Origin of the sequence: Embleya sp. NPDC059213, from assembly GCF_042754445.1 — a bacterium.
In the GTDB taxonomy this organism is placed as follows: Bacteria; Actinomycetota; Actinomycetes; order Streptomycetales; family Streptomycetaceae; genus Embleya.
Genome location: NZ_JBHZAV010000074.1, coordinates 12,298 through 34,676 on the forward strand (window position 1 = coordinate 12,298; position 22,379 = coordinate 34,676).

At 71.7% G+C, this 22,379-nt stretch carries 22 protein-coding genes; 13 read left to right on the forward strand and 9 right to left on the reverse strand.

Translation table 11 applies throughout. The features are described 5' to 3' along the window. The first annotated feature begins 29 nt into the window (after positions 1-29). The 3 genes from ACFXMF_RS25790 to ACFXMF_RS25800 all read left to right on the forward strand — a co-directional run bounded on the left by ACFXMF_RS25790 (position 30) and on the right by ACFXMF_RS25800 (position 1,479). Complete coding sequence (locus ACFXMF_RS25790) at positions 30-398, forward strand: metalloregulator ArsR/SmtB family transcription factor (RefSeq protein WP_360314149.1); 369 nt, start codon at positions 30-32, stop codon at positions 396-398. Beyond that, positions 395-727 carry a hypothetical protein gene (locus tag ACFXMF_RS25795; RefSeq protein ID WP_380020799.1) on the forward strand — a complete coding sequence of 111 codons (333 nt, stop codon included), beginning with the start codon at positions 395-397 and terminating at the stop codon, positions 725-727. The genes ACFXMF_RS25790 and ACFXMF_RS25795 overlap by 4 nt, the downstream gene beginning before the upstream one ends. 173 nt (positions 728-900) lie before the next feature. Further along, positions 901-1,479, forward strand: coding sequence for a dihydrofolate reductase family protein (locus ACFXMF_RS25800; RefSeq protein WP_360314151.1), 579 nt, complete (start codon positions 901-903; stop codon positions 1,477-1,479). A 193-nt stretch (positions 1,480-1,672) separates the two neighbouring features. Here ACFXMF_RS25800 and ACFXMF_RS25805 read toward each other — a convergent pair whose 3' ends face one another. Then, positions 1,673-2,404, reverse strand: coding sequence for an IclR family transcriptional regulator (locus ACFXMF_RS25805; protein WP_379990213.1), 732 nt, complete (start codon positions 2,402-2,404; stop codon positions 1,673-1,675). Between the two features lie 76 nt (positions 2,405-2,480). Between ACFXMF_RS25805 and ACFXMF_RS25810 the strand changes: the two genes are divergently transcribed. From ACFXMF_RS25810 to ACFXMF_RS25820, 3 genes are all read left to right on the forward strand, one after another. After that, positions 2,481-3,677 (forward strand): amidohydrolase family protein, encoded by a 1,197-nt coding sequence (locus ACFXMF_RS25810; protein WP_379990214.1) that lies wholly within the window; start codon positions 2,481-2,483, stop codon positions 3,675-3,677. A gap of 61 nt (positions 3,678-3,738) precedes the next feature. Continuing rightward, a complete protein-coding gene (locus ACFXMF_RS25815) occupies positions 3,739-4,518 on the forward strand; it encodes a class II aldolase/adducin family protein (RefSeq protein WP_360314157.1) in 780 nt (259 codons plus the stop codon). Between the two features lie 160 nt (positions 4,519-4,678). Continuing rightward, on the forward strand, positions 4,679-7,012 hold the full coding sequence (locus ACFXMF_RS25820; RefSeq protein WP_379990215.1) for a HelD family protein: 2,334 nt from the start codon (positions 4,679-4,681) through the stop codon (positions 7,010-7,012). A gap of 57 nt (positions 7,013-7,069) precedes the next feature. On the opposite strand, the gene ACFXMF_RS25825 is transcribed toward ACFXMF_RS25820, so the two are convergent. The 3 genes from ACFXMF_RS25825 to ACFXMF_RS25835 all read right to left on the reverse strand — a co-directional run bounded on the left by ACFXMF_RS25825 (position 7,070) and on the right by ACFXMF_RS25835 (position 10,398). Beyond that, positions 7,070-8,371 carry a phosphoribosyltransferase family protein gene (locus tag ACFXMF_RS25825; RefSeq protein WP_380020801.1) on the reverse strand — a complete coding sequence of 434 codons (1,302 nt, stop codon included), beginning with the start codon at positions 8,369-8,371 and terminating at the stop codon, positions 7,070-7,072. Positions 8,372-8,789: 418 nt separating this feature from the next. Continuing rightward, on the reverse strand, positions 8,790-9,341 hold the full coding sequence (locus ACFXMF_RS25830; RefSeq protein ID WP_360314163.1) for a hypothetical protein: 552 nt from the start codon (positions 9,339-9,341) through the stop codon (positions 8,790-8,792). A gap of 568 nt (positions 9,342-9,909) precedes the next feature. Then, entirely contained in the window at positions 9,910-10,398 is a 489-nt protein-coding gene (locus tag ACFXMF_RS25835; protein WP_360314165.1) for an isochorismatase family protein, read from the reverse strand. Between the two features lie 90 nt (positions 10,399-10,488). Here ACFXMF_RS25835 and ACFXMF_RS25840 point away from each other — a divergent pair, with 90 nt between their 5' ends. Together ACFXMF_RS25840 and ACFXMF_RS25845 are read left to right on the forward strand one after the other, a co-directional pair. Then, the gene (locus ACFXMF_RS25840; protein ID WP_379991877.1) at positions 10,489-11,106 is read left to right on the forward strand and encodes a class I SAM-dependent methyltransferase; all 618 of its coding nucleotides are present in this window, start codon (positions 10,489-10,491) and stop codon (positions 11,104-11,106) included. Next, a complete protein-coding gene (locus tag ACFXMF_RS25845) occupies positions 11,103-12,122 on the forward strand; it encodes an HNH endonuclease (protein WP_379991878.1) in 1,020 nt (339 codons plus the stop codon). The genes ACFXMF_RS25840 and ACFXMF_RS25845 overlap by 4 nt, the downstream gene beginning before the upstream one ends. Here the strand turns inward: ACFXMF_RS25845 and ACFXMF_RS25850 are convergent. Next, a complete protein-coding gene (locus tag ACFXMF_RS25850) occupies positions 12,037-13,062 on the reverse strand; it encodes an ArsR/SmtB family transcription factor (protein WP_380017657.1) in 1,026 nt (341 codons plus the stop codon). The two genes, ACFXMF_RS25845 and ACFXMF_RS25850, sit on opposite strands and share 86 nt — an antisense overlap. 37 nt (positions 13,063-13,099) lie before the next feature. Between ACFXMF_RS25850 and ACFXMF_RS25855 the strand changes: the two genes are divergently transcribed. The 3 genes from ACFXMF_RS25855 to ACFXMF_RS25865 all read left to right on the forward strand — a co-directional run bounded on the left by ACFXMF_RS25855 (position 13,100) and on the right by ACFXMF_RS25865 (position 15,144). Continuing rightward, positions 13,100-13,528 carry an amidohydrolase family protein gene (locus tag ACFXMF_RS25855; RefSeq protein ID WP_379991880.1) on the forward strand — a complete coding sequence of 143 codons (429 nt, stop codon included), beginning with the start codon at positions 13,100-13,102 and terminating at the stop codon, positions 13,526-13,528. A 184-nt stretch (positions 13,529-13,712) separates the two neighbouring features. After that, positions 13,713-14,138, forward strand: a complete 426-nt coding sequence (locus ACFXMF_RS25860; RefSeq protein WP_360314173.1) for a hypothetical protein — start codon at positions 13,713-13,715, stop codon at positions 14,136-14,138. A 1-nt stretch (position 14,139) separates the two neighbouring features. Further along, complete coding sequence (locus ACFXMF_RS25865; RefSeq protein WP_360314175.1) at positions 14,140-15,144, forward strand: tyrosinase family protein; 1,005 nt, start codon at positions 14,140-14,142, stop codon at positions 15,142-15,144. 158 nt (positions 15,145-15,302) lie between these two features. Here the strand turns inward: ACFXMF_RS25865 and ACFXMF_RS25870 are convergent, their stop codons facing one another. Next, the gene (locus ACFXMF_RS25870; RefSeq protein WP_360314177.1) at positions 15,303-16,232 is read right to left on the reverse strand and encodes a LysR substrate-binding domain-containing protein; all 930 of its coding nucleotides are present in this window, start codon (positions 16,230-16,232) and stop codon (positions 15,303-15,305) included. Positions 16,233-16,290: 58 nt separating this feature from the next. On the opposite strand from ACFXMF_RS25870, the gene ACFXMF_RS25875 reads away from it, so the two are divergent. Then, entirely contained in the window at positions 16,291-17,097 is an 807-nt protein-coding gene (locus tag ACFXMF_RS25875) for an NAD(P)-dependent oxidoreductase (RefSeq protein WP_379991881.1), read from the forward strand. Between the two features lie 290 nt (positions 17,098-17,387). Then, entirely contained in the window at positions 17,388-17,756 is a 369-nt protein-coding gene (locus ACFXMF_RS25880) for a hypothetical protein (RefSeq protein ID WP_360314181.1), read from the forward strand. A 276-nt stretch (positions 17,757-18,032) separates the two neighbouring features. Here the strand turns inward: ACFXMF_RS25880 and ACFXMF_RS25885 are convergent, their stop codons facing one another. The 3 genes from ACFXMF_RS25885 to ACFXMF_RS25895 all read right to left on the reverse strand — a co-directional run bounded on the left by ACFXMF_RS25885 (position 18,033) and on the right by ACFXMF_RS25895 (position 22,047). After that, the gene (locus ACFXMF_RS25885) at positions 18,033-18,662 is read right to left on the reverse strand and encodes a TetR/AcrR family transcriptional regulator (RefSeq protein WP_360314183.1); all 630 of its coding nucleotides are present in this window, start codon (positions 18,660-18,662) and stop codon (positions 18,033-18,035) included. After that, positions 18,662-19,522 carry an oxidoreductase gene (locus ACFXMF_RS25890; protein WP_360314185.1) on the reverse strand — a complete coding sequence of 287 codons (861 nt, stop codon included), beginning with the start codon at positions 19,520-19,522 and terminating at the stop codon, positions 18,662-18,664. Before ACFXMF_RS25890 ends, ACFXMF_RS25885 begins: the two co-directional genes overlap by 1 nt. A 113-nt stretch (positions 19,523-19,635) precedes the next feature. Continuing rightward, positions 19,636-22,047, reverse strand: coding sequence for a UvrD-helicase domain-containing protein (locus tag ACFXMF_RS25895; protein WP_379987872.1), 2,412 nt, complete (start codon positions 22,045-22,047; stop codon positions 19,636-19,638). Positions 22,048-22,379: the final 332 nt, after the last annotated feature.

A 22,379-nucleotide genomic window follows, 5' to 3' on the forward strand; every position in this document is an offset into this window, starting at 1 on the left:
CCGGCATCGACGACTGTCAATATCGACACATGTCGAATCCGAAGGTGCTTCCGCTCCTGGCAACAGCGGCCGACGCAGAGGTCGTGCCGTGCTGCGCGCCGCTGTCGCGCGAGCCACTGGCGGTCGCGGACTCCGAGCGCATCGCGGCGATGTTCAAGGCACTCGGCGATCCGGTGCGCCTGCGGCTGTTCTCGCTGATCGCCTCGCATGAGGGCGGCGAGGCGTGCGTGTGCGACATCCAGGACGTCGGGGTCTCCCAGCCGACCGTGTCGCACCACCTGAAGAAGCTCCGCGACGCCGGGTTGGTGACCTCCGAGCGGCGGGGCACGTGGGTGTACTACCGGGTCGCCCCGCCGGTGGTGGCCGCCCTCGCGGGAGTGCTGGACCTGTCCTCGTGAACGGCAGTCCCACCCGGGACGCCGAAGCGGCGGTCGACGCGCAGCCCGGGCCGGGCGCCACCCCGCCACCGGTACGGCCCGCCCTACGCGCGGCCGCGGAGCCGGTCGGTACGGCCGCACCGGTCGTGGTCGGCGCCGGCAACCAGGCGACCGAGCCGACCGACGACGTCGGCGTGCGGCTGCTCGCGAACACGATCGCGACCGTGTTCGGCCGCGGCGCCGACCGCTCCGCCCGGCCCCGGGAAGGGAATCCGAGGGCCGACAAGCCCTTTGTCCTCTCACCCGCGCCCACAACGCGGGCCGCTCACCCACGGCCGCGGGCCTCCTGATCGACATCGCCGACCGGCTCCCCGAGCTCCTCCCCGACGACGCCTGACGGGTATCGCGGTATCGCGTACGGGAGGTCCGGACCGGGTGTCCGACGGCGATGAGTTTCGCCGCGGCTTCAAGTCTTCATCCTCGACACCCGATCACAAGATCACCCGCATTCGAGGAGAGCATCATGACCGCCACCTACACCTTCGACGTCTTCTCCAGCCTCGACGGCTTCGGCGGCGCCGGCGGCGACTGGGCCGGCTACTGGGGCAAGCAGGGCCCGGATTTCCTCGAACACCGCCTCGCCCAGTACCGCGCGGAGCAGCGGATGGTCTTCGGGGCCAACACGTTCCGGGCCTTCGTACGCATGCTCGCCGTCGGCACGGAGGGGTCCGAGGTGCGCGACCCGTGGGTCACCCGGATGACGCATGCGCCGGCAACGGTGGTGTCGACCACCCTGGAGGGTCCCCTCGACTGGCCGGATGCGACCGTCGTGAGCGGCGACGCCGTCGATGTCGTCGCCCGGCTCAAGGAGGAGTCCGACGTGCCGTTGCGCTCGCACGGCAGCCTGTCGATGAACCGGGCGCTGATGGCCGCCGGTCTGGTCGACCGCGTCCAGGTGACGATCTTCCCGGTGATCACCGGCCGGACCGGACTGGACCCGATCTTCCGCGGCGCCGCCGACTTCGACCTCGATCTGATCGAGCACCGGACCCTCGACGGCAACATCCAGGAACTCGTCTACCGACCCACCCTGCACGGCTGAGAGGCAATGGCGTCGGGCGTGCCGTCGGTGACCGTCCCCGGCGGCGCGGACATCCCTTGCATCGTCGGCCCGGCGGTCGCCTCGGTGCTCTCCTGCGGGTGGGCGCGCCACAGCACGAATCCGCCCGTCCGGACCATTCGCCCCGCCGAGCCACGGGCCGGCGCCGCCGCCCGGAGGGTGGGGTGGCCCGAGGTCATCGCGGCGGCCCGGCTCGGTCGCCGAGGCCGGTCGCGGCCCGGGCGACCAGCTTCCCCACGCGTGTGCAGCCGGCTTCGTCGAGGCGGCCGGACGGGGCACTGACGATCAGTGCGGCGATCGGTCGGCCGGTCGCGTCGAGGACCGCCGCCCCGACGCTGGCGACGCCCGCGTCCACCGCCCCCAGGCTGAGCGACCAGCCGCGGTCGCGGGTGCCGGTCAACTCCCGCCGGAAGACCTCGTCGTGCGGATCGATGCCGGACAGATCCCACTCGTCGGGAGGTGTGGCCGCGCACATCGCGAGCCCGGCCGCACTGGTGGCCGCCGGGAACACCAGCCCGATCCGCGGGACGGTGCGCACCAGTTGCCGACTCTCCGCGACATCGACCGCGACGATGCGCCCGGCGTCGGGCACCGCGAGGATCACCGTCTCGCCGGTCGCCTCGCGCAGGTCCGCCAACACGGGGCGCGCGCGGGTCAGCAGATCGTCCCGGCGCCGCGCCTGAGCCGCCAGGACCAGCGGGCGGGTGGTCAACTTCCATCGGGTCGACGGTTCGGTGGTGGGCCGCAGCCAGCCACCCGCGTGCAGCGTGACCAGGATCCGCTGCAGGGCGCTCTTGTCCACCCCGGTGATCCGAGCCAGCTCCGCGACCCCGACCGGCTCGTGCTCGGCGATGACGTCGAGCACCTCCAGGGCACGCGCAAGGCTTTGCAGGGGCTTGACGGCCATCGGGCTCCCTCCGATACATTGCGGATCACTCTACAATACGGCATGTCACATAGCAACACACGAGCTGGGAGCCGTCGTGACGACCCTCGACCCGGAGCTGTTCCTCCCCGATCCCGAACCCGCCGACGTGCGCTACACCGTCATCTCGGTCGACGATCACGTCGTCGAGCCGCCGCACCTGTTCGACACCCACCTGCCCGCCTCGCTGCGCGCCCGCGGCCCGCGCATCGTCGAGGACCCGAACGGTGCGCAGGTCTGGGAGTTCGAGGGCGCGCGCTACTCGCAGGTCGGCATGAACGCCGTCGCCGGCCGTCGACCCGAGAGCGTCAAACTGGAACCGGCCCGCTTCGACGCGATGCGTCCGGGTTGCCACGACGTGCACGCCCGGGTCCGGGACATGGACCTCGGCGGCATCTGGGCCATGCTCAACTTCCCGTCCCAGATCACCGGGTTCTGCGGCCGGGTGTTCGCGCACGCCCGGGACACCGAGGTCGGCAAGGCGTGTGTGCGGGCGTGGAACGACTGGCTCTACGAGGAGTGGTATCGCGCCTACCCCGAGCGGATCATCCCGGGCGGGATCACCTACCTCGCCGATCCGGCCGAGGCCGTGGCCGAGATCGAGCGCAACGCGGCCCGCGGCTTCACCTCGGTGACCTTTCCCGAGCGCCCGCACGCGATCGGCCTTCCGTCGTTGTGGGATCGCGGCCACTGGGACCCCATCATCCGCGCGTGCGAGGAAACCGACACCGTCGTCTCGCTGCACGTCGGCAGCTCGGGCCTGCACCCCATCCCGCCCGGCGGCCCCGCGCTGCAACTGGGCGCGACGATGTTCGGCCAACTGTCGCTGGGCGCGTGCAGCGAATGGTTGTGGTCCGGCTACCCGGTCCGGCACCCGAACCTGAAGATCGCCATGAGCGAGGGCGGCATCGGCTGGGTGCCGATGCTCGTCGACCGGCTCGACAACATCGTCGACCGTTCCGGCTACGGCCTGGGCTGGGACGAGCGCCCCGCCGACGTGCTGCGCCGCAATTTCTGGTTCTGCACCCTCGACGACCCCTCCACGATCGCGCTGCGGCACGTCATCGGCGTCGACCACATCATGCTCGAAACCGACTACCCACACGGCGACGGCACCTGGCCGCACACCCAGGACGTCATCGCGCGGCACTGGGGCGACATCCCCGCGCACGAACTGCGGATGATGTGCAGCGAGAACGCCGCCAAGCTCTACCGACACCCGCTGCCGGACGTCGTCCTGCCGCTCGACGCGTGAGCCCCGCGGCCTCGGCCGCACGCCGGATCCCGCCTCGCCCCCGCTCCGCGAAAGGCTTTTCATGGCATTCACCCCGACGCCCGGCCGGCTCGTCCCCGACCTCACCCCCGCGCAGGAGATCGTGCTGCTGGCGCGCACGCTCTGGCGCGAGGGCTACGACGACCACCTCGCCGGACACATCACCTACAACCTCGGCGACGGAACACTGCTGTGCAACCCCTGGTTGCTGGCCTGGAACGAGATCCGCCCGCGCGACATCATCCGGATCGACCTGGCCGGCAACCTCGTCGACGGCGATTGGCCGGTGCCACTCGGCATACCGCTGCACCTCGAACTCCACCAGGTCCGCCCGGACATCCAGGTCGCGATGCACAACCACCCGCGGTTCGGCACGGTGTGGGCCGACATGGGCGAGATACCGCCCGCGTACGACCAGAGTTCGTCCCTCGGCGGCGGGGACCTGACGCTCGTCGACGAGTACGACGGCGCGGTCAACGATGCCGAGGCCGCGCGCAAGGTGATCGCGGCAATGGGCGACGCCGACCTCGCGCTGCTCGCCGGGCACGGGGTGTTCGTCGTCGGCGTCTCCACCCGGGCCGTCCACCAGCGTGCGGTCGCCCTCGAAATCCGTTGCCGCAACGCCTGGCTGGTCCGGGCCGCCGACGGCCGCCGCACCAGTCCCCTGCCCGCGCACTGGCTGGAGCGCAGCCGCCGCAGCGACGGCAACGGCTTCGTCGGCTACTGGGAGTCCTCGGTGCGGGCGGAACTGCGCGCCGCTCCGGATCTGTTGACGGAACCGTCGACGGAACCCGGGGAGGCCGACCTACGGACCTCGCCATAGGGGGAAACGGAGACAGGGAAGGAGAAAGCCCCGGACGCCTTGGCGTCCGGGGCTTTTCCTAAGGTATATTGGATGATTCTGAATACCGGTGATCACACAGTATTCAGAAAGATTATGAAGGCATAGTAGCCGTCCGGGAGATGAATTGTCAAACGCCGAATTGCGACACGAACAGGAATTCATCGACGTCCTGTACGCGCGCCTCGCGGACCTGCGTGACCAGGCCGAGGCCGCCGTAACGGACGTGCTCGGGCGCGAGCACGACGGCACCCGGCAGGCACGCGTCGAACGGGACATCGCGGTCTTCGAACAGTCGAGCCTGCGCGCGGCATTCGACGCCGGCGCGAACGGCCTGTGTTTCGGGCGTTTGTTGTTCCGTGACGGTGCCGACCACCACATCGGCAGGATCGGTATTCGCCGCGACGACGCCGAGCACACCCCGCTGGTCATCGACTGGCGCGCCGACGTCGCCCGGCCGTTCTACCTCGCGACCGGACACACCCCGATGGGTCTGCGCCGCCGACGGCACATCACCACCTCCGGGCAGCGGGTCGCCGCGCTGCACGACGAGATCCTCGACCTCACCGATGCCACTCGCACCGGCTTCGAGGGTTCGGACGCCGACGCGGTGCTGCTCGCCTCGCTCGACGCCGCCCGCACCGGGCGCATGCACGACATCGTGCAGACCATCCAGGCCGAGCAGGACCGGATCATCCGGGCGCCGCACCAGGGCGTCCTGGTGGTCGAGGGCGGCCCGGGCACCGGCAAGACGGTCGTCGCCCTGCACCGCGCGGCGTACCTGCTGTACGCGAACCGCGAGCAGTTGACCCGTCGCGTGGTGCTCGTGGTCGGCCCCAACCCGGCCTTCCTCGGCTACATCGAGGACGTGCTGCCGTCGCTCGGCGAGACGGGGGTGCAGTTCGCCACGCCGGGCGAGCTGTTCCCGGGCGTCACCGCGACCGCCGTCGACACCCCGGAGGCCGCCGAGGTCAAGGGCCGCGCCGCGATGGCCGAGGTGCTCGCCCGCTTCGTGGCCGACCGACAGACGGTGCCCGAGACGCCGTTGCTCATCGGGCACGACGACGGCGATCTGTTCCTGGACGCGGAGATCGCCCGGGCCGCCCGGAGCAGGGCGCGCGCAACCCGGCTGCCGCACAACCTCGCCCGCCCGGCGTTCGCGGCGCGCGTGATCGACGGTCTCACCGAGCAGTTGGTCGCCGTACTGGGCGCGGACCCGTTCGGCGGGCCGAACTTCCTCGGCACCCACGAGGTCGCGCAGTTGGCGATGTCGGTCGCCGAGAGCCCGGCCGTGCAGGCGGCCGTCGACGAGTTGTGGCCCCGCCTGACCCCGCAGGGGCTGCTCGCGGACTACCTCGCCGAACCCGTGTACCTGTCCGACCAGGACGCCGCGGCGATCCGGCGGCCGGCCGCGTACGACCCGGTCTTCGGGACCTGGACGAGCGACGAATGGACGGTCGCGGACGTACCGTTGCTGGACGAGGCGGCCGAACTCCTGGGTGAGGACGACTCGTTGGCGCGGGCTGCGGCGGCTGCCGAGCGCCGGCGGCAGATCGCGTACGCGCAGGGCGTGTTGGACCTGTCGTACGGCTCGCGCACACAGGAGTTCGAGGACCGCGACGACGAGGAGTCCGAGGTGTTGAGCGCGCACGACCTCGTGGACGCCGAGCGGCTGGCCGAACGCCAGGAGGAGCTCGACCGCCGCACCTCGGCCGAGCGCGCGGCGGCGGACCGCACCTGGGCCTACGGCCACATCGTGGTCGACGAGGCCCAGGAACTCTCGGCGATGACCTGGCGGTTGCTCATGCGGCGCAGCCCCAGCCGGTCGATGACCCTGGTCGGCGACCCCGCGCAGACCTCGGAGCCGGCCGGGTGCGGATCCTGGGAGCGCATCCTGGTGCCGTATGTCGAGGGCCGCTGGGAGCGGGTCCGGCTGGGCGTGAACTACCGTACGCCGACCGAGATCATGCAGGTCGCGGCCGACGTCATGCGGGCCGCCGACCCGAGCTTCGAGCCGCCGAGGTCGGTGCGCTCGACCGGCGTGAAGCCGTGGGCGCGCCACACCGGGAACCTGGCGGCGGCCGTGGCGTGGGCGGTCGCGCTGGAGTCGGGTACATCGGACGGGTCGGGCACATCGGGCACGTCGCGTACGCGGCACGCGACCGACGGTGGCGCGGAGCGGGTTCCGGTCGAGGGACGCCTCGCGGTGATCGCGCCGCGCGAGCTGATCGACGCGGTGGCGGCGGCGATCCCGCACGCCGAACGAGGCGTCGAGCCGGACCTGACCCGGCCCTTGGTGCTGCTCGACCCCAAGCAGGCCAAGGGGCTGGAGTTCGACGCGGTGATCGTCGTGGAGCCGGCCGCGTTCGGCCTCGCCGATCTGTACGTGGCGCTGACCCGGGCGACCCAGCGGCTCGGCGTCGTGCACACCCGCGACCTCCCGCCGGGGCTCACGGGTCTCACCCAGGCGGGGTGACCTCGGCGCGGGCGGGCGGAACCGGCCCGCCCGCGCCGCTGCGTCGGTCGGGTCCGTTCAGCGTTCGGGGCGCGGACGGAGACGGGCCAGGAACCAGTCCTCGGCGAGCGCGGTGGCGGCTTCGAGCGTGCCGGGTTCCGCGAACAGGTGGGTGGCGCCGGGGACGATCGCCAGCTCGTTGGCACAGCGCAGGTGCTGTTGTGCCTGCCGGTTGAGGTCGAGCACGAGGTGATCGTCGCCGCCCACGATCAGCAGGGTCGGGGCCGTGACCGTGGGCAGGCGGGCGCCGGCGAGGTCGGGTCGGCCGCCGCGGGAGACGACCGCGGCGATTCGGGAGTCGGGCTCCGCCGCGGCCCACAGCGCGGCGGCGGCGCCGGTACTGGCGCCGAAGTAGCCGACCGGGCGCCCGCGGCCTTCGTCCCGGGCGCGGAGCCAGTCGGTGGCACCGGCGAGCCGGCGGGCCAGGAGTTCGATGTCGAACACGTTGGCCCGGTCCTGCTCCTCCTCGTCGCTGAGCAGGTCGAACAACAGGGTGCCCACCCCGGCCTCGGTCAGCGCGTCGGCGACGAAGCGATTGCGCGGGCTGTGCCGGCTGCTGCCGCTGCCGTGGGCGAAGACCACGATCCCCGCCGCGCCGTCGGGCACCCGCAGCCGGCCGCCGAGCCGAACACCCCCGATGGCCATCTCCACGTCCCCGGTGTCGGACACGGGAGGGTGTGGCGCGTCGGCCGCCGCCTGTTCGAGGCACGCGACGACCTCGCCGTCCGAGGTCTGGGAGAAGTCCGTGTAGAACTGGCCGACCGCGAGAAAATCGACCACCGGATGCGGACAGACCACTTCGTCGGCGTCCTTGCCCATACGTTCGACCACGTCCGACGGGGCGACCGGAACCGCGAGGACGATCCGGGCGGCCCTGCGATCGCGGGCGACCCGGCACGCGGCCCGCGCGGTCGCCCCCGTGGCGACGCCGTCGTCCACCAATACGACCGTCCGCCCGGCGATGTCGACCGGCGGCCGGCTGCCCCGATAGCTGCGGGCGCGTTCGGCGAGGGTCCGGCGCTCGCGTTCCTCGACGGCGGCCAGCGCCGCGTCGGTGACGCCCACCCTGCGCACGAGGCCGGGGTCCACCACCCGCACGCCGTCCTCGCCGATCGCGCCCATGGCCAGCTCCGGCTGGTGCGGCACACCCAACTTCCGCACCAGGCACACATCCAACGGCGCGGCGAGTACCTCGGCCACCTCCGCGGCGACCGGAACGCCACCCCGGGGCAGGCCCAGGACCACCACGTCCTCGCCCTTCAAGTAGCCGAGCCGATCCGCCAGTATCCGACCGGCTTCGAGACGATCCCTGAAGATCACGACTCCTCCTCGGATTCGGCGGCCGGCCTCCCCACCGAGGTGACACGCGGCGCGGCAGCCACCCACAGCGGGCCCTCGGCCTCCCGGCCGCCGGACGATGCAACGGAGTCCGCACGCTGCCCGATCATCCGCGCCGCCCATGCCGTCGGCGAAGGCACGTACTCCCAGTATCCCGCCCACACCACCACACCGAAGCCGAGCCGTCGGGGGGGCGTGGGAGCAGCCGAGGTGGCCTCACGCGCGTCACGGCTCGCCGGATCCCGGTACACGTCCCGCCCCACGTGCCGGCTCCGCCGCCGATGGCGACCGGGTGCCGGGATTCCTTCCGGCCCGGTTGCACCGCCACCGCCGACACCGTGTTCGCACGGCGACGGGGTGGCGGCGGAGGGTGCGCCGTCGGCAAACGGCCCTTCGCTGCTCAACCTCCGTTGCCGCGCCGGAAAGGCTTAGATTTCTCCCCCAGCGCGTCCTTGCGCACCTGGGCGGTCAGCGCGAGATCCGCCTTGTCCGCCTCGGCGGCCGCGTCGAGCACCGTGTCCCACAACGCGTCCGTGCTCTTGAGCGGCGGCGTGTCCGGCAACGACCCGTACGTGTCGTGGTACGAACGCCAGGCCATCAGCGCGAACAGCCATTTCTGCAAGGCCGCGAAGGCCGCACTCTGGGCGTTGCGCAGCTCGGGACTGCCGTACAGGTTCGCCTGCGCGGCCAACCGGGCGCCATCCTCCGAATCCGGATTCGCCAACCGCGCCAGCCGCAGCTCGCCCGTGCTCGTGGCCTCCTTGCGCTCCCCACGCAGCCGGGCCATCACGATCAGAATGTCCTCGTACGCCGCCGCCCGACGATCCCAGGTCCGATGCGCACGCTCCCGACGGCCACTGAGCCCCTGAGAGATCCACACCCCCAAAATCGTGGCCATCGACCCGATCCCGGCCCCGGACAACGCGGCTATTCCTGGAGTCAGTCTCATCATGGCCGGTGATTGTGTCAGTACCACGTCACCGGGCCGGCCGGCGGTCCGGCGCTGCGACGAGGTACGACGAGACCCCCACTGCTCGGAGAGGTGTCCTCGGGCTCGGCGGTGCGTGTCGCGGGAGCCGCCCGGGCCGTCGCCCACAACGCGCTCACACCGCGAAATCCCGTGCGGGCCCGACGCGAAGGCGAGGATCTCGGGCACTGCCTCGTACAGGCTCGCAAAGTAGCGGTGCACGCCCTCCACCGGGACCGGGGCGTCGACTCCCCCACACCGTCATGCCGGCCCGCGGCCCGGACTCGACTCCGGCTCGATCCTTCGCCGCGGATGGCGAGCCCGGAACTCTTCGCGCAGACACATGAGTTCCGCAAACCGTGCGGCACGCATCGGAGTATCGGCCACGTCCGCAACGAGCGGGTCGTGCCGTATCCACCGCCGTGGTGGCCGGAGTGCGGACCGGCTGTGGCGGCGGTGCGCACGGCGCCGGCCGAGGCGGGCCTTGCCGAGGTCGTGGAGGCGAGCCGCCGCCGATCCGGTCACGGGTGAGTGCCGCGATTCGGCTGCCGGGTCAGACGTAGGCCGCTGTGTCACGCACCTCGCCGAATCGAGGGAACGTCCTTTCCACGGCGAGGTCGTGCTCGTCCGCGGCGAATCCCGACATGGCGTCGGCGACGAACTCCAGCTCGTAGCCGTGGTCGCTCGCGGCCCGCGCGGTTGATTCGACACCCATCGTGGTGACCAGTCCGGCGAGCACCAGCGTGTCCACGCCCAGTTCGCGCAGCCGGTCGTCCAGGTCGGTGCCGTGGAACGCCCCGACGGTGCGCTTGACGATCAGGGCATCGCCGGGCCGGACCAGATCGTCGGCGAAGCCGCTGCCCGGCGGCTGCTCGGCCACGTTCGGCCGCTCCACCCGCACCAGCACCACCGGGCGACCGCCGGCCCTGAACCCGTCGGCCAACCGACGGCAGCGTGCCAGTACTTCCTCGCCGGAGTGCGGAGCGAGAGGCAGCGCGATGATGCGTGGCATCAGGTCGATGAGGAGCAGCGCGGAAGTCACGGAGACGATGGTAGGCCAGGGGCCGTCGGTGCGATGGCGTAGCGTTCCGCGTAAACGGATTCGGTGCGCCGTCGGAAAGGATGGACCGGCATGCGGACACGGCCACTCGGGACCGCCGGCTACGGACCGGACGCCGAGGCGTTGGCTCGTCGATACACGAGCACGACCTTCGAGGCCGTGCACGCGAGCATCCTGCCCTGGTTGCCGTCGAGTCCGGGCCGGGTCCTCGACATCGGTGCGGGAAGTGGGCGGGACGCCGCGGCGCTGGCTCGTCGGGGCCACCACGTGGTGGCCGTCGAACCCACCGACGAGTTGCGGCGGATCGGCCGCCGCTCACACCCCGGGGTCGACATCGAGTGGGTCGACGACGCCCTGCCCGCGCTGGCGCGTGTGCGGGGTCGGTACGACCTGGTGCTGATGTCGGCCGTGTGGATGCACCTGGACGAGGCCGAGCGCGTCGACGGCATGCGGCGAGTGGCCGAACTGACCGCGCCCGGTGGCCGTGTGGCGATGTCGATCCGGCGGGGCCCGGTCCCCGAAGGCCGGCGCATGTTCGCCGTCCCGGTCGCCGAGACCCTCGCCCTGGCCGGTCGATCCGCGCTCTTCCCGGTCCATCGCGGCGAGGAGCCCGACCACCTGGGCCGCGCCGACGTCCACTGGGACACCCTCGTCCTGCGCGCCGAACCCCCCGCCCCCGAGGGGCAATGATGACGCCGGAGTTCTACCGGACCGAGCCCAACCCACGCACCTCCTGGCGACTCGCCATCCTCACCGGCTCGAATACGCGCACGTACAAGTTCGCCCTGGGCAGCGTCCTGCTCGAACTCGCCGCACAGGGCCGCACCGAGGTGCCGCTGGACGAACTCGCCGCCTTGTACGCGATGGCCATCGTGGCGCACCAGGCCGACGCCCCCCAGGCATCCACCAAGACGCCGTGGCGCGACACGGACTTTCTGGTGGTGGCCGAACGCGAGGCCGCCGAGTCCAAGGCCCTCGGACGCCCCACCGAACGCCTGCTGAACGCGACGATGGACTCCATCCCGGCGATGGTCATGGAGAGGTTCCACAACCTGAAGGGCAAGACCCGAACGGCCCATACCTTCTACGAGTCGACCGGAAAATCTCGCGCCCGGATCGTGCGCCTGACGCCCGACCTGCTCCGCATCGCCCAATCCGAGCAGGCCCAAGGGCTGCGCGCCGAACTCGCCGCGCGCTGGGACATCGTGGCGCTCTCGTTCGCCGCGGGCATCGGCCCCAGCCTCGTCAACGAGGGCTTCGCGGTCGACTGGGAAACGCAAACCCTGATGGACACCGGGCGCCGCCGCTCCGTCACCGGCGTCGCGGACGCCCTGATCGGATTCCAACACGGCCGCTGCCTCATCTGCACCGAGCCCATCACCCCCGCCGACCAAACCGCCGTCGACCACGTCTTCCCCTACTCGCTGATGCGGCGCCTGGGCGTGGTATCCGGCTGGCGCGGCCCCGACCTGGACGCGGTCTGGAACCTCGCCCCCACCCACCGGCAATGCAACGCCGACAAAAGCGACCGTCCCCCCACCTCGGGCCACCTGCACCGCCTCGCCCAGCGCAACGAAGCGATCATGCACTCGCCCCACCCGCTGAAAAGGACCCTCCTCCTCAGCCTGAATGCCGCACGCCCCCGCCGCGAAACCGCCGAGCAGTGGCCCTACTTCCTGCGTCAGGTACAGGCGGCCTGCGACTGACTTCCCACCGGGCGGGCCGCGGCAGGATCCACGACCGGGTGGTGAGCCCGGCGTCGCGCGGCTCCCACCCACAGTAGGGCTCGAAAAGGGCGTCCCGCCGCCGACGGGGCGGCAGTTCGCCAACCGGGCCATGGCAAATCCGGCGTGGCGGCATTCGCCCGACCGAGGCAACGGCCGGTGCCGCTCGGGCGGTTCGGGCCGTCGGTGGTGCTGCGCGCCGAGCGTCGGCCTCCCGCGGCCGCATGCCCGCGACGGCCCCGTTCAGTACCGAGTCGAGCAGGTCGGGGAACAGCGTGTCCAGGTCGTGGTGGCGCAGCCGCACCAGTCGGGAGCGGCCCTGGATGGTGGTCCAGGTGATGCCCGCCTCGCGCGGCACCCGGTAGTGGTGGGACAACGTCGTCTGGTGGACGTCCAGGTCGCCGCCGATCGTGTTGCAGCTTTCCTGCCCGGTCACGGCGAGCCGTGGCACGATCTCCAGCCACACCGGGTCGGCCGGCGCACGCGGCCCCGCGGCCGGTCCGCGGTCCCGGGCGGTCGGGCGGGCCGACTGCTCAGTGACTTCGGCGCCCTCGCGTTCGCCGACACCGCCGCGGAGATCCGTCTCGCCGCGGAGCTGGACATCCGAGTCGCCTCGCACACCGGCGCCGCGACCACCTCGATCCTGCTCCGGGGCCTGCGCGAACTCCACGACCACGGTCTGCTGCGCCCGGGGCACCTGCACATCCACTGTCCCGCGCTCACCGACCACGAGTGGCGACTGCTCGCCGACACCGGTGCCCGGGTGAGCATCGCCCCCGAGACCGAACTCCGGATGGGCATGGGCTTTCCCCCGTTTCGCGCCTGCCTGGACCACGGCATCCTGCCGGGCATCAGCACCGACACCGTCGCCTGCGGCTCCGGGGACCTGTTCGCCCAGATGCGGATCGGCCTGCAGACCCAACGCGCTCGACCACGACCGCGTACACGCCCGCGGCGCCATGCCCACCGCCGTCGACCTCACCGTCCGCGACGCCCTCGACTGGGCCACCCGCGGCTCGGCGCAGGCACTGGGGCTCGGCGACCGGATCGGATCGCTCACCGTCGGCAAGCGCGGCGACGTGATCGTGCTGCGCCCGCGCTGGGACCTGGTCCCGCCCAGCCACTCCGCCGGCACCGTGGTGCTGCAATCCGGCGCCGCCGACGTGGACACCGTCATCGTCGACGGGCAGCTGCGCAAGCGGCATGGCCGCCTCGTCGGCGTCGACACCGCCGCCGTGCGGGCCGAGGCCGGCGCCGCGCTGGAACGCATCCGGGCCAAGGCCGCCGCGCTGCCCACACTCGATGCCGCCACCTGCGGGGCCTGGTTCGCTCAGGCGGAACGCGCCGCCACCCGCAACCTCGGCGAGGCGTACCCCGTCCCCGAGTAGCCTCGCCCCGGCAACTCCGGCCTCTCGCCCGGGCGTTGCGACAGGAGTTGCAGCGCCTGCCGCATGAGCGTCTCCTGGACATGTATCCGAACCGCCCGGATCGAGCGGACCCCACGAGGTTCCGCCGGGCCGATGTGCCACGAGGCTCGACCCGAGGCGATTGCGGGCTTTGGGAGTGGACCCCATGGACCATCAGGACTTCGCCGCGACCGCCGAACCGGCCGCCCTCGCCCGATATATCGCGGATCTGCCCGTACCGGAGACCATGCACGGCTCGATGGACAGCGTTCGCGAAGAGGAGTTCGAGGGGCATCGGATCGTCATCAGGACCAGTTACGAGATCACCGTGGACGACCGGCCGGTCACCGCCCACCTGATGGTGTCGAACAACGGCGAGGTGCACTGTCACGCCTTGCCCGCGTACCAATTCCTTTCCGCCGTGGACACCGTGAAGGCCCTCATCCAATACTTCCCGGACGAATTCCCACCGGGCGGCGGAGGCCATGGCGGCCCGGCCGAACCCGGGGGGCACGCGGGACACGAGGGGCACGGGGGACACGAGGGCCATGAGGGACACGACCACGGGCCGGATCACCCGGGAGGTGGCTGAGATGGCGATCGTACGCAGGAACATCGTCACCGACCCGGTCGCCCGGGACGCGTACATCCGCGGCGTCAACCTCCTCAAGCGGGAGAGCACCACGCTCCAGACGACCGCCTTCGGGATCGCCGGCCCCGCCAAGCCGGTCCGCACCTACGATCTGTTCGTGATCTGGCACCACCGCGCCATGACCACGCCCGTGCCGCCGGACGGGGACTGGATGATCCGCAACGGCGCCCACCGCGGGCCGGTGTTCCTGCCGTGGCACCGCGTCATGCTGGCCTACCTGGAAGCCAACATCCAGCGCGTCCTCGACGACCCCGGCTTCGCCCTCCCGTACTGGGACTGGTCCATCGACGGATCCCTCCCCGATCCGGAGAGCCGGCCGATCTGGACGAAGGACTGGATGGGCAACCAGGGCGATCCCATCTCCACCGGGCCGTTCGTCTTCGATCCCGCCGACCCGAACAGCTTCCGGGTCCGCGTCGAAACCGACAGTTCGCTCCGACTCGTCCAGGCGAATCGGGGCCTGCGCCGGGGTCTGGGGCGCCTTCCGCCCCAGGGCACGGCCTCGTCGACCACGCTTCCGAACGCCCTCGACGTGGGCGCCGCCTTCAACACGGCGCCGCTCCTCGGCGGCGATCCCGACCTCGCCACCTACGACTTCTCCCCCTGGGACGCGTCGTCGAGGGGCTTCCGCAACCGGCTGGAAGGGTTCGTCGGCACCGGACTGCACAACCAGGTCCACCGCTGGGTGGGCGGCGACATGGGCCCGGCATCGTCCCCGAACGATCCCGTCTTCTACCTGCACCACTGCAACGTGGACCGAATCTGGGAGGGCTGGATGCAACTCAACGGCCGCTCGTACCTCCCACCGATGACCGCCTCGATCAACCTCCTGGGCCACCGCATCGACGACCCGATCGTGACCCCCCTGGGCCCGGGCTCCCCGGGCGGAACACCCCGCCTGACCCTCGACTTCACCGCCAAGTACACCTACGACATCGTCCCCTGAACGACGATCCGCCCCGCGTCGACCGCGATGCGACGGCAGGGCGGGGGTGCGGGTGGGCGGGTCGTCGCGATCCGACGGCCGTCGGGTGCCCGGTGGACGGAGATCGGCTCCGGGAGCCGCCCCGCGGGCCGCCGCCGGTTCGGGCCGCAGCCCTCGGGTCAGTAGCGTTTGCGCAGGTCGCTGGACAACGCGATCGCGGTCTCGCGCAGCCGGGTCAGAAACGCCTCGGTGGCGGCGGACGGGGTCACGCCGTCCCTGGTGGCCGCGTATACCTTGCGGACCGGTGCTCCGTCTCGGCGCAGCGACACCAGCGCGAGGTCGGAACGCAGCGCGGGTGCGGCCAGCGCCGGGACCAGGGTGACGCCGAGGCCGGCCGCGACCAGGCCCTGTTTGGCGATCCAGTCCGCGGCGACGAACACGATTCGCGGTGCGAACCCCTCGCGCAGGTACGGGCCCAGCAGGGTGTCCTCCGGTCGTGCGCTGCCGGCGATCCACTCCGCGTCGGCCAGTTCCGCCGGCCGTACGTGTCGGCGCCCCGCCAAGGGGTGCGAGCGGGGCAGGGCCACGAGCATCGGCTCGTCCAACAGGGGGTGCAGCGTCGCCCCCGCGCTCGCGTCCGCTCCGGCGCCGCCGACCACCGCGACGTCCAGTTCGTCGGCCGCGATCCGCGACAGCAGCCGCCGGGTCAGCCCTTCGTCCAGGGTGAGCGCCACGCCCGGATGCGCCGCGCGGAACGCGGCCACCGTGCGCGGCACCAGCACCGCCCCCGCCGTCGCGAACGCGCCCACCCGGACCCGGCCGCTCGCCAGCCCGCGCAACGCCGCGAGGTCGCGCCTGGCCTCGTCCACCTGGTCGAGTACCGTCCGCGCCCGGGGCAGCAGGGCCCGCCCCGCGTCGGTGAGCCGGACGCCGCGCGGCAGCCGGTCGAACAGCGCCGACCCGACCTCGTCCTCCAGCGCGGACACCTGGCGGGACACCGCCGACTGGGTATAGCCGAGTTCGGTCCCGGCGGCCGTGAACGATTCCGCCTCGGCGACGACCAGGAACACCCGGAGCCAGGCGAGCGGAAAGTCATGCGATGTGGGCATGGCAGCCATGCTAGACATTCGCTGGTCGCATCGCCGGGCAGCGCCTAGCGTCGACGTCATGGAACGCATCGCATTTCTCGGTACGGGCCGGATGGGCCTGCCCATGGCCCACCGGCTGCTGAACGCGGGTTTCCCGCTGACCGTGTGGAACCGCACTCCCGCCCGCGCCGAAGAGCTGGTGGCGGCCGGCGCCCGGCTGGCCGCCGACCCCGCCGACGCCGTGCGCGACGCGGACGTGGTGATCAGCATGCTGGCCGACCCCGCGGCCGTCGCGGACGTGGTCGCCGCCTGCGTACCCGCGCTGCGCGCCGGGACCCGACTGGTCGACATGTCCAGCATCGGCCCGCACGCCGTCCGGGCCCTCGCCGATACGCTCCCCGCGGGCGTGGCCCTGGTCGACGCGCCCGTGATGGGCAGCGTCGACCGCGCGGCTGCCGGCGAGTTGCTGATCTTCGCGGGCGGCGACGTCGCGCCGGTCGCCGGTGTGCTCGATCACCTCGGCGAGGTGCGGCCCTGCGGCGCCCTCGGCAACGGCGCCGCGCTCAAGCTCGTGATGATCAACGCGGTCGTCGGCAGCGTCGCGCTCATCGGCGAGGCCCTGGCCCTGGCCGACGCCCTCGAACTGCCCGACGGCACGGCCGAACAGGCCCTCGCCGCCGGTCCCTTGGCCTTCGCCTACGGCAGGGCCACCGACACCACCAGCGACTTCGCGACACAGCTCGCCGCCAAGGACGTGCGCCTCGCCACCGAGGCGGCGGAACTCCCGATCGCCGCGGCCGTGTTGGCCACGCTCACCGCCTTCCCCGAGATCGCCGACGACGACCTGGCCCGCCTGACCCCGGCCGTCCGCAAGCACCGAGGCTGACGGCCACGCGGCGGCGAGTTGGCCGAAAGTGCGAGGGAGAACGCCCACGCCGGTGGGTCGAGCATGCGTGTGTGGAGCCGATTCCTCGCCTCGGCAGGGCTTTTGCCTTCGCGCCGCCCGAGATCGGCAACCGTCCACGCGAGCGACCGGGTCGTGTTTCGGACGAAAAGAACCGGAGGCCCTCGAAAGCTTGAACGATCACGATTCGGAACGGCAGTGTTTCTTTCCGTGACCTGAGTGCCGGATACCTGGTCGCCTTGCATATCTTGCATATACGGGGAGAAAAGACCATGACAAGACGATTGATCAGCGGCCTGCTCGCGGTCGCCGCGCTCACGGCGTGCACGGCGGAGGTCGTCGCCATCGCGTCCCCCGCCTCGGCGTCCGGACCGAAAGCGGCCCTGGGCAAGTGTCCGGAAACGAAGGACGTGCACGTCAACGGCGCCGAAGCGCACTGGACTGTCTGGTGCTCCGGCAACCGGGTCTACGTGGACGGATACGTGAAGGACACCAAGGCCGACGGCAAGTGCGCCGAGGTGTACGGAAGCGTCGGCTCGGTGCAGGTCAACAGCGCCAACGCCTGCCCCAGCGGCAACAAGAAGACCTTCGCCTGGAACGCGCCGGGCAACAGCGTCGCCCTGTACCTGCGTCTGATCTGATCCGCACCGCCCCGAGCGTGTCGCCGGTGATCCGCGTTCCCTTCGCGGATCACCGGCGATTCTTCGGCAACCTCGGCGGAGCGGACTCGACCGCCGGGATCGGTGGCCGATCGTGAACTCCCGTATTCGGAGCGGGTTCCCCGACAGCCCCACTCGGCCCGAATCACAACCCCGAGCGGTCGGCCGAAGGCGGCGCAAGGCATCACCCCGAACACGCGCTCGATAGCGTCGGTCCGATGTCGCCACGGATCGGCTTCGGTTCCTGGGCCGTGCCGTTCAGGCCGGCTGCCCCGGGGGGTGCAGGCCGGCGCTGGTCAGCCAGATGTGTTCGCAAGTCGCGGATGCGGCTTGCAGGTTCTCGCGGGACTCCTGCGAGGCGTGGTAGAAGGTCCGCTCGATCATCCAGCACAGGACGCGTGCCATCGCGGCGGCCTGGTCCGGTTCGCCGCCGGCCCGGATGCCGGCTCGTTCCAGCACGGCGGTGATCGCCGCGATGAACAGGTCGGCCGTACGGTCCCACAACTCGCCGATCTCCGGCACGGTCGACGACACGTCGATCGCCGTGCGCATGACCGGGCCGTGTGCGTTCCACAGTTCGACCGTGCGCTGCATGGCCGCCGCGATGGCCCGGCGCGGCTCGTCGGCCGCCGCGGTGGCCCGGGATCGCTCCCACAGGTGCTCGACGGTTCGGGCCACGAGTGCCGTGACCACTTCCTGCTTGGAGCCGAAGTAGAAGTACAGGGCACCGCGGGTGATGCCGGCGCCCTGGGCGATGTCGCCGACGGTCATCGCGTCGTAGCCCTTGTCCGCCAGCAGCACTTCACAGGTGTCCAGGATGGCCCGCTCCCGGACATCGCCCTTGCGTTCGGTGCCGCGGCGGCCGCGCGTGGGGGGTTGGTCGGGCATCAGAGTCGTGCGCCCTCGGCGAAGTCGGTCGTCCGGGAGAGCGGCTCCCACGCGCGGATGTCCTGGTCCACGGCCGTGCGCGCGGCGGCGACCAGGCGCAGCGCGTCCGAGCCCAGGACGAGATGGGCCGGCGGCCGGTCGACCGACGTGATGTGCACGACGGCCTCTCCGGCCTTGGCGGGATCGCCCGGTTGGTTCCCGCTTGCCTTCTGCCGAGCGGCACGGATGGGGGTGAACAGTTCGTCGTAGTCGGCGATGGACCGCGCGGCGCGGGTCATCGACCGGCCGGCCCAGTCGGTGCGGAAGGAGCCGGGTTCGATCGCCGTCACGTGGATCCCGAACTGCGCCACCTCCTTGCCCAGCGCCTCGAGGATGCCTTCCAGGGCGAACTTGCTGCCGCAGTAGGCGGACATGCCGGGCACGGCCATCAGCCCGCCCATCGAGGTGACCGCCATCAGGTGGCCGCGGCGACGGCGGCGCATGTGCGGCAGCGCCGCCTGGAGGGTGGCCATCGTCCCGAATACGTTGACCTCGAACTGCCGGCGCACCTCGGCGAGCGGGGTTTCCTCGAAGGTGCCCTCCAGGCCGTAGCCGGCGTTGGCGACGACGACGTCCAGGGGGCCGACGCGCTGCTCCACCTCGGCGACCACGTTCGTGACGGCGTCGTCGTCGGTCACGTCCAGGATGCGGGCGTGTGCGTACCCGGGCGCGAGCCCTTCGAAGGCCCGCAGGTCCGGCTCGGAGCGGACGGTGCCCACGACGGTGTGCCCGGCGGCCAGGGCGGCTTGTGCGACGGCCCGCCCGAGGCCGGTGCTGACGCCGGTGACGAGCCAGTTCTGCTGCTTGTGCCGTTGTTGCATTGCTCCTCCAGCGAGGACTCGGAAAAGAGCCGGACTGCTCCCTCGCCACAAATTCTACATGGTGTCGATTTTTATCATCGCGGTGTAGATTTCAACGATGCCGTGCGGCTCCGTCAGGAGGCCGGGGGTCGGCGGCGAGCGGCCCGTGCCCGGAGCAGGTGGTCCCTGAGGCGGTTGCGCAGTGTCGCCGGTGGTTCGGTGGCGCCGGCGAGGCGCAGGAACGTGTCGACGGGCCAGTCGATCAGGGCTCCCTGGCGGGCGAGGTAGAGGCCGACGCGGTCGATCGTGTACCGGTTGTCGTAGTCCAGGAGCAGGTACCCGGCGAGCTGGTGGATCTCCTCGCGACCCAGGTTCCGCGGGCGGGTGGTGGCCTTGGAGTCGATCAGGGTCCCGCCGAGGATGAAGTCCGCGTCGGCGCCGCCGAGGTCGGCGCTGCCGGCGAAGGTGGGTCCGCAGATCCGGCGCTCGTCGGGGAGGGCGCGCAGGGGCGTGAACACGTCCCGCGCGAGGGCGAATTGCCGTTCGAGGTCGGCGTGGACGTAGGCGGGGACGGCGTCCAGGAGTTCGGCCAGGGTGGTGGACGCGGTGGCCGCGGCGAGTGGGCCGCGGCGGCGGATCGTCCCCGAGCGGCTGATGTCCTCGTAGGCCGCGGCGACGAAGCACCAGCGGTTCAGGGTTTCGGCGTCGGCGCGGAACCGGTGTGCGAGGTGGGCGTGCACGGCGGCGAGCAGATCGCGGCCGGCGGTGTGCAGCGCCTTGCGTGCCCTCGGGTCGGGCGCTCCGGGCAGGGGCGTGTCGGAACCGACCAGCGCGACGCCGAGGTCGACCGCCGGGCCCGGGGGGCGGGCCATGGACAGGCGCAGGCGGTAGTCGATGGCGTGACCCAGCGCCACCCAGTCCGGGTAGCGCACGTCGATGGGTTGCACCGGGTGCGGCAGGTCGGTGATGCGGGTGAGGTAGTCGCGGACCAGCAGGTGGCTCTCGGGGAGGTGGGCGGCCATGAACGTGGACATGGGCGAGGCGGGGTAGCGCAGTTGCCGGGTCAGCGGCAGTTCGATCATCGCGCGTCCGGCGACGATGCCGTCGGCGAGTCGCGCGCCGGCGGCCTCGTACGCGTCGATCCAGTCCAGGCCGGTGTGGTCGAGGAGGTGCCGGGCGCGGGTGACCGCGACGTAGATCAGGCGCGCCTCGGCGGGGTTGAGCGGGCGCGGGACGCCTTCCTCGTCGCCGGTGGGCGCGTCGAACCCGGTGCCGATCCGGATGCTCTTCCACTCCCGGCCCTTGGCCTTGTGGGCGGTGGAGACAACGACCCTGGCGTCGGCCTCGGTGGTCAGTCGGCGGACGGCGTCGATGACGAGCTGCGGGCCGTGCAGGTCGACGAGTTGCACCATGGCCTTGAGGTCCTGGCCGGCGGTGTCCTGTTCGGTGTACTCGCGGACCTCGTCCCAGGAGGCGAACAGGAACAACTCGGGGTGGCTCGTGCGCCGGCCCGCCATCAGTTCCTGGGCGGCGCCGGCGATGCGTTCGAGCGCGGCGCCGCCGCCGGTGAGCGCGACGGGGATGTCGTGTTCGAGGCAGGTGAGTACCTCGCTCATGGCATCGGCGTTGCCGCGACACAGGACCGCGTCGGCGTGCGGGGCGGGGCCGATGCGGGAGTCGACGGGTGGATGGCCGCTGAGTTGCAGGTCGGATTCGGCGTGGCGCAGCCAGCGGTTGGCGACCTCGGCGATCCGGGGCCCGAAGCGGAAGGACCGGGTGAGGTGCAGGTGTTCGGCGGGGAAACCGGTCATCACGTCGCGGGCGCTGCGCCAGGCGTAGATCTGCTGGGCGGGGTCGCCGACGCACACGCGTTGGGCGTCCTGGGCCAGGAAGATCTCCTCCAGGACGGGATTGGTGTCCTGGGCTTCGTCGAGGAGGACGAAGTCGGCGTGCAGGGTGGGGCGGGTCAACGCCCACATCTTCAGATAGTGGTCGTGTTCGAAGCGCAGCCGGCCGTGCAGGGAGCGCAGGTCCTGCCAGGCGCGGTGGGCGTAGGGCGTCAGCAGACCGGCGACGTGGTCCTGGGCCTGATGCCCGAGGCCGTTGATGCGTTCCATGTGCCGAACGGTGATCTCGCGGTCGGTGCTGTAGCAGAAGCGGCGGACCATGCCCATGACCAGGCGGGCCTGGTGGGTGCGGGTGATCTTGGCGTGGTCGACGAACATGTCCCGGGTGAGGCCGAGGACGCGGGCGGTCTCGCGGGCGGGCAACCGGGCGGCCGAGTTCAGGCGTTCGCGATAGGCGTGTCCGCCGGCGGCGTAGGCCAGGGAATGGGCCGTGCGGCATTCCATGTTCGAGCCGAAGCGGGCGCGGGCGTCGTCGGCGATGCCGCGGTTGAACGCCACGTACAGCCCGCGTTTTCGGGTGCTGTTGCCCATCATGACCAGTGTGGAGGTCTTGCCCGTACCGGCCCCCGCGATCAGGGCCAGGTCTCGACCCGCCACGAACACCTCACGCGCCGCCTGTTGTTCCGACGTCGGCTCCACCTGTCGGCCCCCCGGTTCCGTGTGCCATCGGAAGTTCGAGAGTGGCGCATGTGATCACATAGCGTCAATGCCTGCTCACGTGCCGACCCGCCGGGCCGGCGCCGGCGGCACCGAACTCGCCCACAGGTGCCGCTGCTTGGCCGACTGAGCACCCCGTGATCGCCACCGGGCGTGCATCGAACGTGTCGGGGCCTCGCCCACCGGGACTTCCGAGGTGGGCGGGACCACGCCGACGGCCACGTCCGGATCGAGATGTGGGGGTACGCCCACCCATTTCTCGTTCCGAGTCGAAGCGCTACCGTCTTCAGGCCGCCGGTCGCCGGAGGCCGACG

Coding starts and splice junctions, on each gene's coding strand:
- ACFXMF_RS25800 (WP_360314151.1), top strand. CDS start 901: ATGACCGCCACCTACACCTTCGACGTCTTCTCCAGCCTCGACGGCTTC.
- ACFXMF_RS25885 (WP_360314183.1), bottom strand. CDS start 18,662: ATGCCCGACCAACCCCCCACGCGCGGCCGCCGCGGCACCGAACGCAAG.
- ACFXMF_RS25870 (WP_360314177.1), bottom strand. CDS start 16,232: ATGCCCACATCGCATGACTTTCCGCTCGCCTGGCTCCGGGTGTTCCTG.
- ACFXMF_RS25875 (WP_379991881.1), top strand. CDS start 16,291: ATGGAACGCATCGCATTTCTCGGTACGGGCCGGATGGGCCTGCCCATG.
- ACFXMF_RS25830 (WP_360314163.1), bottom strand. CDS start 9,341: ATGATGAGACTGACTCCAGGAATAGCCGCGTTGTCCGGGGCCGGGATC.
- ACFXMF_RS25815 (WP_360314157.1), top strand. CDS start 3,739: ATGGCATTCACCCCGACGCCCGGCCGGCTCGTCCCCGACCTCACCCCC.
- ACFXMF_RS25805 (WP_379990213.1), bottom strand. CDS start 2,404: ATGGCCGTCAAGCCCCTGCAAAGCCTTGCGCGTGCCCTGGAGGTGCTC.
- ACFXMF_RS25890 (WP_360314185.1), bottom strand. CDS start 19,522: ATGCAACAACGGCACAAGCAGCAGAACTGGCTCGTCACCGGCGTCAGC.
- ACFXMF_RS25790 (WP_360314149.1), top strand. CDS start 30: ATGTCGAATCCGAAGGTGCTTCCGCTCCTGGCAACAGCGGCCGACGCA.
- ACFXMF_RS25865 (WP_360314175.1), top strand. CDS start 14,140: ATGGCGATCGTACGCAGGAACATCGTCACCGACCCGGTCGCCCGGGAC.
- ACFXMF_RS25880 (WP_360314181.1), top strand. CDS start 17,388: ATGACAAGACGATTGATCAGCGGCCTGCTCGCGGTCGCCGCGCTCACG.
- ACFXMF_RS25845 (WP_379991878.1), top strand. CDS start 11,103: ATGATGACGCCGGAGTTCTACCGGACCGAGCCCAACCCACGCACCTCC.
- ACFXMF_RS25855 (WP_379991880.1), top strand. CDS start 13,100: ATGCCCACCGCCGTCGACCTCACCGTCCGCGACGCCCTCGACTGGGCC.
- ACFXMF_RS25860 (WP_360314173.1), top strand. CDS start 13,713: ATGGACCATCAGGACTTCGCCGCGACCGCCGAACCGGCCGCCCTCGCC.
- ACFXMF_RS25840 (WP_379991877.1), top strand. CDS start 10,489: ATGCGGACACGGCCACTCGGGACCGCCGGCTACGGACCGGACGCCGAG.